Origin of the sequence: Echinicola sp. 20G (genome assembly GCF_015533855.1) — a bacterium.
In the GTDB taxonomy this organism is placed as follows: domain Bacteria; phylum Bacteroidota; class Bacteroidia; order Cytophagales; family Cyclobacteriaceae; genus Echinicola.
Map to the genome: position 1 here is coordinate 496,166 of NZ_AP024154.1, position 13,205 is coordinate 509,370.

The window sequence follows — 13,205 nt, forward strand, 5'->3', positions numbered from 1 at the left end:
TAATTAACAACCCTGCCCGTAATAGGCGTCTTTTCCATGCTTCCGTTCATAGTGCTTTTTGATCAAAGCATCCTTCAAACGAGGTGCATTAGGGTTAATTTGAAGGGTAAGATAAGCCATTTTTGCAACTTCCTCCAAGACTTTGCTATTATAAACTGCCTTGTCAGCATTTTTGCCCCAAGTGAAAGGCCCATGGTTTCCTACCAAGATCATTTCCACTTCCTGATAGTCCAGTCCTTTCTCCGCAAAACAGTCCAAAATCTGCTTTCCGGTCATGTGCTCATAATCTCCAGCAATCAGCTCATCAGCCATGGGAGGGGCACATGGAATGTCCTTGGTCAGGTGATCCGCATGGGTGGTACCAAAAATCGGAACATCCATTTGCGCTTGCGCCCAAGACACCCCGTAGAGTGAATGCGTATGCACTATCCCACCAATGTGCTCCCATTCCTTGTACAAGTAAGCGTGCGTTTTCGTATCGGAAGAAGGCCTCAATGCTCCCTCCACTATCTTAGCATCAAAATCACAAATAACGATATCTTCAGCTTTCAATTTCTCATAAGGCACTCCACTTGGCTTGATAGCAAAAACACCTTCATTTCTGTCCACTGCACTAACATTTCCAAAAGTATATACCACCAAATCCAGCTTGGGCAGCTGCATATTGGCTTCGTAACATTCTCTCTTTAGCTCAATAAATTTACTCATTGGTTAATTGGTTTTTATGGGTTAATCCTGCTGTGAACCAACAGGTCAAACAGATGCTCAATTTAAAAATAATATTTGTATTTATTACACTTATTAATTTCAAAGATGCTTGCATGAAAGATAAACAAAATGAGCATCTTTTTATTTTGATGTGATTAAAACCGTTATCATCATTTAATTTGCAGGTATAAATACATTAATTTAGGTATTGATTTTATTGCCGCCAATGACAAATTTTACACATGCTTATAACTTTAAGATTTGGTATCTTTTTTAGCCTTATTCTCTTTTATACTGGTGTACAGGCACAGGAAACTTTTCCTGTATTCAGAAAATATGGTGTTGATCAAGGTATCAAACAACCTTTCCCGTATGACATCCTCCATAGCTCATCTGGTTATGTCTGGATAGCAGGAGAAAATGGTCTCTGGAAATTTGATGGTAATTCCTTTCGTGCTTATAGCCATGATGTGGAGGATAGCAGCTCTCTGGGCTATGATTTCATATGGGTGCTTTTTGAAGACAGTCAACAAAACATCTGGGCAGGAACCTATGGCGGTGGAGTCAGTAGATACAATCCCAAATTGGATAATTTCACAAACTTTTCCTTTGACGAACAGGACTCTACAAGTATTAGTGATGATCAGGTCCGGGGAATTGCAGAAGATCCTCAGGGAAATATTTGGTTGGGCACGGATAATGGTCTTTCCATGTTTGACACTACCACCCATAGATTCACAAGATATGGTGTAAAAGATGGACTTCTGAGCACCACAGTACGACAAATCAAACTTTCTAAGGACAAAAAGAGACTCTTCATTGCTACAGGAGAGGGACTGAATATACTGGACTTGAAGTCCATGGAGTTTTCAAGTGTAATCCATGAAGAAAGCAACCCTAATAGCTTAAGCCACTTTTACCTTTACGACCTACATGAATATCCGCAAGGAACCCTATGGTTAGGCACTGGTGATGGCCTTGATAAATTAAACTTACAAAGCGGAAAAATAACACACTATAAATCCAGTTCCAACCCAGAGACCATTAGCCATGATGTGATTTTTTCCATTAGTAACCACACTGATCACCCAGACAAACTTTTCGTAGGCACCCTCAGTGGCCTAAATGTACTAGACCTAAAATCAGGAAAAGCGGAACGCATTGTATCTGAACGAACCAATCCAAACAAACTACAGGGAGATAATATTTACAAGGTAGCCCCAGGAAGGGATGGCAGTATTTGGGTTGCAGTTTATAATGAAGGGATTTTTCAGTACCATCCCCATTACCATAAGTTCAATTCCGAGAAATTGGTTAAAGAAACTACGGACAAGTACTTTTCCAGAGTTAGCAGTATGATCAGGCATGATGAGGATGAATATATTTTTACGACCTATTCTGGTTTATTCGTTAAGAACTTTGATTCTGGAAAAACAACACAATATACCATTCCAACAGGAGATCAAAACAGTGTCAACAGGCTGGCCATGATCACCCGTATTTCAGAGAACACCTACTGGGTTTCTACTTGGGGGCATTTCATATATGAATGGAATCACCTGACCAAACAACTCAAACCTCTCTCACATGCAACAGCTGAAGAAGGGTTCTTGCCAGAATTCAACCTTCCTATTCTGTGCGATAGCCAACAGCGTGTGTGGATTGGGAATTCCGAAAAAGGGCTGTTTATCTGGAACCCAGAAACCAAAACTGCAGACCCATTTCCCATTCGTGAAAATTTGGTCAATGATGGTAACCATGATGAATTTGTCTCCTATATTTTCGAGGACAGTAAGCAAAGAATTTGGGTAGGTAGTCGTGGAGGACTCAACCTGCTAAATGAGGATAAAAAGACCTTTACCAAATTTATCCATGAGGAGGGTAATTTCAACAGTTTGAGCAGTAATAAAATCAACCATATTTCCGAAGATCACAAGGGTAACCTTTGGATAAGTACTGAGCTGGGTCTTAGCAAATTGGATTTGCGGGACAGCACCTTTAGCAATTACTACCTTAAAGACGGGCTTCCCTCCAATGTCATCAGCTCCACTGTTGAGGACAAGTCGGGGAACCTTTGGATAGCCACAGCTGAGGGAATTTCCATGCTCAATCAAAATGGAAACTTCAGGAATTATAACAGAGAAGATGGTCTGATGGACAACTATTTCATTTTTAGAGCTGCTTATAAGGATACTGAGGGAAATATTTTCTTTGGTTCTTCCAGTGGCCTGGAATATTTTGACCCATTAAAAATTCCTGAAAACACTCAAGAAAACAAGGTGCAAATTACAGGTATTGACTTGTTCAACAGTCCACTCTCTTCAAGTGATTCCACCGGAGTTTTATCACAAGCAGTTTCTTATACCGATGAAATCACGCTGGATCACAAACAGTCGGTAATTTCCTTCCATTTTACGGCCATCAACCATATTAATGGACACAAAAACAAGTTCCGATACAGACTCCGAGGCTATGATGAGTCCTGGCGCCCTGTCACCGAAAGTCGCTCTACCACCTATACCAACTTACCATCAGGTGACTATACTTTCCAAGTGATGGCCTGCAATAATGATGGGATTTGGTCGGAACAAAGAGCCTCTTTGGGACTCACTATTTTACCCCCTTGGTATGATACTTGGTGGTTCAAAACCTGCTTCACTATTCTTTTATTAGCAGGAGTTTTGTATCAATACCAACGCATCTCAAAACACAAAGAAAGACTTGAAAACCAAGTCGCCCAGCGAACCTCAGAAATCAAGCTTCAAAAAGAGCAAATTGAAGCGCAACATGCGGTGCTACAAGATAAAAACATAAGGATTGAAAGTCTCTTGAGAGAGTTAAATCACCGGGTAAAAAACAACCTACAACTCGTTTCAAGCATACTGAACCTTCAAAGCCGGAGTGTCAAAGACAAAAATGCAAAAGTTGCCCTGATCGATGGACGTATGAGAATGCAAGCGCTCTCCTTGCTTCACCAAAAACTGTACGTTACGGATGTTGACTCGCAGGTAAACTGTAAAAACTACATCAAGGATTTGTTTGACCAGATCGAAGCTGCTTTCAAAAGTCAGTTCAAATCTTTCAGTTATGACTTTGAGGGAGATGACTTTTCACTGGGGCTGGACAAAGCTATTCCGCTAGGTTTGATCCTAAACGAGTTAATTACCAACTCCTTCAAGCACGTCCAAAAAGAAGAAATACTCATTTACCTGCGCCTAAAAATCAAAGGCGAAGAAATCGTTCATTTTACCTTTTCCGATAATGGAGAAGGACTAACAGAACCCATTATCCTACAATCTGAATCTTTCGGACTGAGCATGATCCGGTCTTTGGTAGAACAGCTTAATGGAAAACTAGACATCGCAGAAGGTGATGACACTCAAATTCATATTATATTCAAAAAGGCATAATTAGATGACAAGCACCAGAAAAGTTTTAATCATTGAAGATGAGGTTTTGATCGCCAAGGACCTTTCCTATATACTCGAAGACATAGGCTATGAGAATGTGGGTATCGCCAGTACTGGAGCCAAAGCTTTGGAGCTTTTTAGAAACCATAAGGTAGACTTGGTCATCAGTGATATTAATATCAATGGGAATATGGACGGTATAGATACAGTGAAGGCTATCCTTGAATTTAAAGAAGTTCCTATTATCTACATTTCTGCCTTCTCGGATACCAAGACCGTTCAGCGTGCCATCGAGACCTCTCCCTCATCCTTTCTTACCAAACCTTATAATGAAAGAAGTGTCCAAATTGCCATTGATTTGGCAATGGCGAATTTTAACAAGACCCAGCAAAATTTGGAAAACAATGAAGTCTTTCAGCAGCTTACCCAAAGGGAAAGGGAAATTATTTTGTTGATTGCAGAAGGAAAAACCAGTGCTGAAATAGCCGATCAGCTGTTTATCAGTCCCACCACTGCTGCCAAACACCGAAACAATATTCTCGCAAAAACCGGCTGCAACAACACCTCGGAAGTCATTAAATTACTTTACAGTTGATTGATGTATTAGAAAAATTCACTCTTTCAATTCCAGCGTCAAATACTTGATACGCTTTCTTTTCCATGTATAACTGATGTGAACTTTCCCATTCGCCCCTTGGATAATGGCAGGGTAGCTAAATTCTCCTTCCGCTTCTTTTTCCAAAGTATAAATATCTTCCCAATTCACCCCATCATCGGACATGGCCAAGCGAAGTTCATTTCTTCCATCGGACCAGTGTTCTCCGCTGACCGTTGGGTTATAAACCAGTAAAAACTTACCATTGGAAAGGGTAACGGCGTCGGTACCACTGTTGGGATTAAGGACTTTGGTTTTTTCCAGTGGTGTCCAGGAAGCTCCCTGATCTGATGACCAAGCTGTGATGATGTAATCCTGTTTACTTCTACACAACACCTGCAGACGACCATCTTTATGTTCTAAAATACTGGGCTGGATCACATCATATTCTCCACCATGGTCAATATCCACCTTCTCCCAGCTTTTCCCTAAATTCTTGGATATTTCAACATGAGCCCTCCATCCCTTTTCATCCTCCACACTCGAAGGAGCCAAAATGGATCCATCAGCCAATTGAATAGGTTTATTTTTGATCGGCCCCAGAAATCCATCTGGTAGCTTTACTGATTTCGACCATGTCATTCCTTGATCTGAGCTGGTTTTATACCTTCCCCACCAAGTTTGAGGAGAAGGTCCTTCTTTATAAAACAATATTAGCTCATCAGTTGAAAGCTTAAAAAGAACCGGGTTCCAAGTAGGATAACTCAAGGTGTCATTTACCTTTCCATCTGCTACTTTCTCCGGAAAGGTCCATTTGCCTTCTCCCCTTTTCGCTGTCCAGATGGCTACATTAGGATGACGCTCATATTCGCCCCCAAACCATGCAGCCATGATTTCTCCATTGGAGAGTCCCACCAAAGTGGAAGCATGGCATTCCTCAAAAGGTACCTGATCAAAAATAAACTCTGAATGTATAATTTTCACTTGACTTTGACTGTAGCCCACTATTGATGTTAACATCAACAGCACAATTATGAACTGTTTTTTCATCCTTTTAATTTAATATAAAATAAGGAACTACCATCAAAGTCAGTTATTCGGCTTTCTAAATTACAAACTTACCATCGCTTTGATCACTTTATTGGCAGGGTCTAACCAAGAGGAAAAATCTTCTTTCACCTGATCAAATGTCACCCTATGGGTAATATAAGAAGCTGCTTTCACCTGTTGGTCTTTCAAGGCTTTCAGCACCGCATCAAAGTCTTCCCTAGTGGCATTTCTGCTACTCATCAAAGTGGACTCTCTTTTATGAAATTCAGGATGGCTAAACTCTATTGGGCCTTTTTGAAGCCCCACCAGCACATACCTCCCTCCATGGGCCATCAGTTCAAATCCATTGTGAATGGCAATAGCGCTGCCAGTAGCATCAATCACCGACTCTGCAAAGCTTCCACCGGTAATCTTCGCAATTTCGGACTTATAATCTCCTTTGGCATTGACCGTATGGTCTACCCCAAGAACTTCTCTGCAAAAGGCCAATCGATCCTCATTGATGTCCATTGCAATGACTTTGCCTCCTGCAATTCTAGCAAATTCCATCACGCCAAGTCCAATTGGACCTGCTCCCATCACAATAACAAATTCCCCTTTTGAGACTCCTGCCCTTCTCACCCCATGCGCCCCAATGGCCAAGGGTTCCGCCAAAGCCAATTGATCCAAGCTTAAGCCTTCTTGCTTCACCAATGCAGTAGATGGTACAGTGATATACTCTTTCATTCCACCATCTTCATGGACCCCAAAAACACTGATCTTGGCACAGCAGTTAGGCTTTCCTGCTTTGCAGGCTACACACTCCCCACAATTAAAATAAGGAATAATGGTCACCAAATCTCCAGGAGAAAAGCCCTGCACTCCATCAACGGCTACCAACTCACCAGCCAACTCATGTCCCAAAACCCTTGGGTAGCTAAAATAAGGTTGGGTGCCTTCAAAGGCATGTAAATCCGTACCACAAATCCCTATTCTTTTGATCTTAATAATGGCTTTCCCAGGGCTGAGTTCAGGCCGAATTCCCTCCCCGTACTCAAATTTACCAGGCTCTAAGCATGTCAACACTTTCATTTCTGTTCTTGTTTAATTATTTCGATTACCTCTTCATCTTTTAACGTGATGTAAAGTTCAGCGAAATTAAAGCAATACTATCCTGTAGCTTCAGGCCTATAAAGTCCCTGAAGCTATTTCTTTCTTGTGTTTATAATGGTAAATCCCATATGCCACCACTACCAAATAACAACATGCCGGCACAAAGAAGGAAAGGTGGATACTGTCCAAACTATCCGAAACCAAACCTTGGATAACGGGGAACACGGCCCCTCCAAGAATGGCCATAATCAAGCCAGAACCTCCTAGCTTGGTATCTTTCCCCAAACCTTCGGCTCCAAGTCCATAAATGGTAGGGAACATCAAAGACATACAGCCAGAAATCAGCACCAATGCAATAGCACCAACCATTCCATGACCAAAGATCACCACTAGCGTCAGCGATATGGCCACCAATGCCGAAATCGCCATCAACAAACTAGGCCTCACATATTTCATTAGCCCTGTAAACACAAAACGGTTTACCGTAAACAGGATGATTGCTGCCATATAATAATCTGATGCATCGCTTTCGTTCAGGTCCAACTCTAGCATAATGTACCTGATCGTGTAAGACCAAACACCGATTTGCGCCCCTACATAGAAGAACTGAGTAAATACACCAAAAACATAGTTCTTGTTCGCCATCAATCGCTTAAAACTATCTTTCAAAGAATCCTGATCCTCATTCTCTGAGGCAGTTGGCATTTTAGTGAATTTGATCAGCACCCAAACCAATACTAAAAAAAGAGCCACTCCCACATAGGTACTCATAACCGCATCCAGTTCAGCCTGACGCACTTGCTGAAGTTGATCGGCGGTCATTTTACTTCTTTCATCCGCCTCCGCTACATTAAGTTGCGACAGGATAAAAAGCTTGCTGAGTAAAACTCCTATGATTGACCCTACTGGGTTAAAAGACTGTGCCAAATTTAGCCTTCTGGTAGCAGAAGACTCTGGCCCCATCACCATGATATAAGGATTGGCTGATGTCTCCAATATGGACAAACCACCTGCCAGCACATAAAGGGCAAAAAGGAAGAAACCATAAGACATCAAGATGCTAGCCGGATAAAACAACAATCCTCCAACAGCAAAAAGACCTAGGCCCAAAAGGACACCAGACTTATAAGTATATTTTTTGATGTAAATGGCAGCTGGTAAAGCCAGACAGAAATAGGCCCCATAAAAGGCCATTTGAATCCAGGAAGTCTGGGTGTCTGTCATGCTGAGAATTTTCTTAAAAGCTGCCAATAGCGTGTCTGTCATGTTATTGGCCAAGCCCCAAAGCAAGAAGAGACTGGTCAGCAATATAAATGGCCAAAGTGTCGCTTTTGATACCAAGGCCGTTTTTGATTGGTTATTCATCGTATAATTTTATAAATGGGTAGATTGATAATTTTAACTTAAACTGGACTGTAATCGTGCAACAAACCTCTATTTTTTAGCTCCGCCCAAAATTCATCCGGAAGCTTATTTATGGTTGAATCCACATTTCTCTTCACCTTTTCAGGTTCAGTGGTGCTTAGCGCCACACTTGTAACTCCAGGAGCAGAAAGCCCAAATTGTACGCAGGCATGCGCTGGAGTAACTCCAAGTTCCTTGCAGGCCGCAAAAAACTTATCTCTCCATTCAAACTTGGCTATATTTTCAGGGCTATCCGGCTTGATTAACTGATAGTCATAGTAGTCTCCCCCAACCAAGAATCCGGATTGGAAGACTGCGGAATTAAGAATTCCAACACCATCATTTGAAAGCTGCTGCATAAAGGCCAAAAGGTCTTGTGGATGAGAGATAATGGTCATGCTATTGGCAAACATCACCCAATCCAGCTTGATGTGCTGATAGATTCTTGGAATCACCTTCCAGTCTTTTGCACCTACACCGATCCCTTTGACCAAGCCTTTTTTCTTCAAATCTTCCAAAGCCCTGTAGGCTTCCAGAATATCTTCAAAGAGCGCTTCTTCTTCCTCTTTGTTGTTAGCTTTGGCCAAGTATTCATCTGGATCATGGACAGAGGCCAATTGGGTGGAATAACCTTGCAAAAGTTCATTCCCCTCTTCGAAGCACTCTAAAATACCCTCATAGCTGATTTTTTGCACCGCATCATGCTTCAGGTCTCTCCAAATTCCTTTCTCAAACTGGGGTTCATCACCGACCAATGGCGCTCTGACCCAGCCTAATTTATTGCTCACCACAACCTGGTCTTTGGGGACTTCAAGGGCATTCAAGGCTGCTCCCAAGGATTCTAATGCCAGACCGGCACCATATTTTCCTGCGGAATCAAAAAATGTTTGGGGCTGCGTGTAGCGGATGCTTTCTTTTACAATTTCTTGTTTTACTTCAGGTGCCAGCGCTGTAAACAAATTGCCTAATGCACTGGTGCCGAAAACTATTGCAGGGACTTTTATCCCGGTATTACCTAATGGTTTTAATGTCATTCTTTTTACTCGTTATCCTGGGAAAAGGAATCCAAGATAAATAATATTTCCGTCAAAAAAACACTTCTAATCCTTTCCAAAAGGCTTGCATCACCTGCAAAGGTTTGTGCAAAGCTTTGCAGGTGAAAATAATTTTGAATTTATTTGAAAGATGAAAAAGAAAAGGGTCACTTTAAAGGATATTGCTGCTGAACTCAAAGTCAGTATTTCTACAGTGTCCAGGGCACTCAAAGACCATCCGGATATTGACAAAACCTTGACAAAAAAAATCAAGGCATTGGCCCAAAAATGGAACTACATCCCCAACCCTTTGGCCATGGGGCTATTGAGACAGCAAACTCGGGTCATCGGTGTAATCGTTCCTGATTTGGTAACCTATTTCTTTTCCTCAATCATTTCAGGGATAGAAGACGAATTGCAGCAGGCCGGATACTACATTATCATTTCTTCCTCCAAAGAATCCATGGAAAAGGAAATAGAATGTGTTCACAATCTTTTAAACCTTAGAATAGATGGCTTAATTGTTTGTCTGGCCCAGGACAGTAATGATACGGCTCACTTTGAGAAGGTTTTGGATCATGATGTTCCTTTGGTGTTTTTCGACAGGGTTTGTTTGGAGAAAAAGGTATCTACAGTGGTGGTGGACAATGTATCCATGGCCATGGATATCACTACCCACTTCTACCAAAACGGTGCTAGGAAAATCGCCCATATCACCGGTCCAAAGCATTTGAACATTGTGCAGGAAAGAGCTGAGGGATATATGAAAGGGCTTGAACAAGTAGGTTTACAACTTGATAAAAAGCACCTTATCCATACTGATCTCTCTCCAGAAGGTGCAGCCAAAGCCATCCGTAAGCTCTTGTCCCTGCCTAGTAGACCTGATGCGATTTTAGGAGTCAACGACACAGTCATTTTCGCGACCATGAAGGAAATCAAAAACCGCAATTTGAAAATTCCAAAAGATATTCTTTTAGCTGGCTTTTCTGATGAGTTTCATGCAACCGTAGTTGAACCTAACCTGACTTCTGTGGCTCACCCTACCCATGATATCGGCCGCAATGCAGCCAAGTTAATCTTAGAACAAATTCAAGAAGGGAGATCAATCCAGAAAAAAATCATCCTCAACACGGAACTTCATGTCCGGGAATCCTCTACGCGGTATTAAAATAAACCGGGAATAATCTTCCGTAATATAATTATTAATAGTCGAAACTGAACTGAACACAAGCAGCTGAATATCAACAAACAAAACCTTATTAAATATGAGGAATTTTATGTAAATTAATTCACCTTTTAACCTATGCTTTCATTCTTGTACTAATTGAATTTTCATCCACAAAATGGTACAACCATGAAAAAATTACTTTCTCTGATCGGATTTTTACTATGCTTCTCTTATGCCCTGGCAGTGGACTTCAAGCCAGGATCAAGCGTATTCGTCATTAATTATCAAGGTACAGAACTAAAAAATCGACCTAACCAAAATGCCAAAACCATTGCATCACTTCATGTAGGTGATCAATTGGAAATCATCCAAAACACCCTCAAGTCCGCTGACTCCAGGTACTTTGCCATGCTGAAAATCAACGGGGTTTGGTTAGAGGTGAAATCAAAGAATGGCCACAAAGGGTATCTCTTCAGCGGTGATGTGAGCAACATTTCTCCCATCGTTAAACCGGCAAGCGATGAGCTGCTCAATATTGATTTGCTTGGCCAAATCATCAATACTTACAATGAGATCAACCAAGTCAATCTCTACGGAAAGCAATATCAAATTGAAAGTGAAGTGACGCAATTTGAGCATTGTACATACACTGTTTCCAATTATGATGGCTGCTATTCACTTATCTATTCTTTCTCTACTTTGTCCTTTCATGAGGTGTTTCATCAAATGAGAAACATGTTCCTGAATTATAATGAAGAAACTGGAAAAGTCCTCTTCCCCAAATTGATACGCAGATCGGAGTCAGAGTTTGTTTTTAACCAGCCAGGATCAGCCAATGAAGTAAAAATTGTGCTGCAAAAAAATGGAGTGATTGACATTCAGCAAATTCTATGTTCATGATCTAATACCACCGCCCCGTAAAACCCTAACATTGGTTCAGCATATTTTTTGTATATTGAATCAAAGGACATTGCGTCTTTTGCCAAACTATTATTTTTCCGCTTGTTTGTTACTTCCCAGGAAGTCTGCTGTATTCAATTGGTCAGTCATCTGATAAATTAAAGCCTGTTTTTTTAATCAAAACATAAAACCATGGATCATCCAGGTACAAATTCGAATAAGAGGTATGATCAGCAAAAATTGATCAACATGGCCATTGGCTTTGCATTGCTGGTGGCTTTGATCGTTGGGGCATGGCTGTTATCCAAATATGTGATTGATGCCATAGAAAGCCAAAACATGAACTTACTCTTTAAGATCATTGGCTTTATTGTCTTTTTGGTACCGGGTATTTTCTTCTATTTGTACTTGGCCAAGGCTGGCAAAAAGGATAACCTGGAGCTTAAAAGCATCCATGAAGAGCGGCAGGAAATCAAAGGAGAAATCAAAGATAAAAGCCAAATCAATGTCATTGACTCCATCAGGTTAAGTTTAAACAGACTTCAGGAATATTATACCATCAACACCAGTCAGGCCAGAAGGAGCTTTACTTTCAGTTTGATAGCCATCGTTACAGGTTTGGGCGTCTTGATCATTGGTATCTTGTATTTCTATGTTGATTCTAAAAATGTAACCCTTACCGCCATCAGCTCTATCTCAGGTGTCTTGATCCAGTTTATTGGAGGTGCTTATTTTTTGATGTACAAAAAGAGCCTGACCCAGCTGAACTATTTCTACCAGCAATTGATCATCAACCAAAATACCATGTTGGCCATAAACCTAACGGACTCTATTTCTGACGAAGCCAAGTCCATAGAAATGAAACAAAAGATCATTGAGGCCTTGCTCAAAAAAAGCATCGATGAAATTGAGTCCATCAATACTATTTCTCCAACCACCAACTAGACCATGCCAGTAGATATTCACCGTTTCTTTCTCAACTCTCCACAATTCAAAAAATTGGAGGGAAAGGACTATCTGCTGATAGAATACAAATGTCCAATCGAAATTGAAAACTTCCAACTTTGGATTGATTCCCACATGATCACTTATGTGATTTGTGGAAAAAAAGACTGGATAGCACCTGACCAAATGTATGAAATCAATGGTGGTGATGCATTATTTATCAAGAAAGGGGTGTACACCACCAAGCAATATTTTGAATCCGATTACTGCGTTGTACTTTTTCTGATCAACGATGATTTCATTAAACGTTTTGTTACGGAAAACCCTAATTTAATTTCTAAGCAAAGACCTCTTTCTCCTTCAAATTCAATATTCCGTATTGATGTAAATGATTCCTTCGAGTCCTTGGTTCTGAGTGTCTTTAATTATCTCAAGCAAGGCCAGTCTATTCCCAAAGAGCTTGTAGATATCAAATTCAAAGAGCTATTGTTTAACCTAATCTTAAACCCAAAGAATAATAGAATTGCTGATTTTTTCCTAGATGTCAGCCAAAATGACAAAACAGATTTAGAATACACCATGCTTAAGAATTTTAGGTTCGACCTGAGTATGGAAGAATTTGCCAGATTGAGTGGAAGGAGTTTATCTACTTTTAAAAGAGAATTCACCAATCACTTCAGAACCACACCTGGTAAATGGCTCAATGAGAAAAGACTATCCCACGCCAAAAGTCTCTTGATAAACTCAAGCCTTAATATCAATGAAGTCTGTTTTGATTGTGGTTTTAAAAATGCATCACATTTCATTAGGCTTTTCAAACAACGCTTTTCCCTTCCCCCAAACCAATTTCGTCAAAAATATTCAAGCTAAAATCAGCAATTGAGCCAAATAGAAAACTA

Annotated in this window: 11 protein-coding genes; 6 read left to right on the top strand and 5 right to left on the bottom strand. The window is 40.7% G+C overall.

Features of this window, described 5'->3' with window-relative positions; genetic code table 11:
* Nucleotides 1-3: 3 nt before the first annotated feature.
* Nucleotides 4-708 (bottom strand): L-ribulose-5-phosphate 4-epimerase, encoded by a 705-nt coding sequence (locus tag JL001_RS02320; protein WP_200974510.1) that lies wholly within the window; start codon nucleotides 706-708, stop codon nucleotides 4-6.
* Nucleotides 709-950: 242 nt separating this feature from the next.
* Here JL001_RS02320 and JL001_RS02325 point away from each other — a divergent pair, with 242 nt between their 5' ends.
* Nucleotides 951-4,118 (top strand): two-component regulator propeller domain-containing protein, encoded by a 3,168-nt coding sequence (locus JL001_RS02325; RefSeq protein WP_200974511.1) that lies wholly within the window; start codon nucleotides 951-953, stop codon nucleotides 4,116-4,118.
* A 4-nt stretch (nucleotides 4,119-4,122) separates the two neighbouring features.
* Complete coding sequence (locus tag JL001_RS02330) at nucleotides 4,123-4,713, top strand: response regulator transcription factor (protein WP_200974512.1); 591 nt, start codon at nucleotides 4,123-4,125, stop codon at nucleotides 4,711-4,713.
* An 18-nt stretch (nucleotides 4,714-4,731) separates the two neighbouring features.
* Here JL001_RS02330 and JL001_RS02335 read toward each other — a convergent pair whose 3' ends face one another.
* The 4 genes from JL001_RS02335 to JL001_RS02350 form a co-directional block, all read right to left on the bottom strand.
* Nucleotides 4,732-5,733, bottom strand: coding sequence for an exo-alpha-sialidase (locus JL001_RS02335; protein ID WP_236252684.1), 1,002 nt, complete (start codon nucleotides 5,731-5,733; stop codon nucleotides 4,732-4,734).
* A 90-nt stretch (nucleotides 5,734-5,823) separates the two neighbouring features.
* A complete protein-coding gene (locus tag JL001_RS02340) occupies nucleotides 5,824-6,834 on the bottom strand; it encodes a zinc-binding alcohol dehydrogenase family protein (RefSeq protein WP_200974514.1) in 1,011 nt (336 codons plus the stop codon).
* A 96-nt stretch (nucleotides 6,835-6,930) separates the two neighbouring features.
* Nucleotides 6,931-8,220 (bottom strand): L-fucose:H+ symporter permease, encoded by a 1,290-nt coding sequence (gene fucP / locus JL001_RS02345; protein ID WP_200974515.1) that lies wholly within the window; start codon nucleotides 8,218-8,220, stop codon nucleotides 6,931-6,933.
* Between the two features lie 38 nt (nucleotides 8,221-8,258).
* A complete protein-coding gene (locus tag JL001_RS02350) occupies nucleotides 8,259-9,293 on the bottom strand; it encodes an aldo/keto reductase (protein ID WP_200974516.1) in 1,035 nt (344 codons plus the stop codon).
* 151 nt (nucleotides 9,294-9,444) lie between these two features.
* Here JL001_RS02350 and JL001_RS02355 point away from each other — a divergent pair, with 151 nt between their 5' ends.
* The 4 genes from JL001_RS02355 (at nucleotide 9,445) to JL001_RS02370 (ending at nucleotide 13,176) form a co-directional block, all read left to right on the top strand.
* Nucleotides 9,445-10,461 (top strand): LacI family DNA-binding transcriptional regulator, encoded by a 1,017-nt coding sequence (locus tag JL001_RS02355; protein ID WP_200974517.1) that lies wholly within the window; start codon nucleotides 9,445-9,447, stop codon nucleotides 10,459-10,461.
* A gap of 186 nt (nucleotides 10,462-10,647) precedes the next feature.
* Complete coding sequence (locus JL001_RS02360) at nucleotides 10,648-11,361, top strand: SH3 domain-containing protein (protein WP_200974518.1); 714 nt, start codon at nucleotides 10,648-10,650, stop codon at nucleotides 11,359-11,361.
* Between the two features lie 192 nt (nucleotides 11,362-11,553).
* On the top strand, nucleotides 11,554-12,306 hold the full coding sequence (locus tag JL001_RS02365) for a hypothetical protein (RefSeq protein WP_200974519.1): 753 nt from the start codon (nucleotides 11,554-11,556) through the stop codon (nucleotides 12,304-12,306).
* A gap of 3 nt (nucleotides 12,307-12,309) precedes the next feature.
* Nucleotides 12,310-13,176, top strand: coding sequence for an AraC family transcriptional regulator (locus JL001_RS02370; RefSeq protein WP_200974520.1), 867 nt, complete (start codon nucleotides 12,310-12,312; stop codon nucleotides 13,174-13,176).
* The last annotated feature ends 29 nt before the right edge of the window (nucleotides 13,177-13,205 follow it).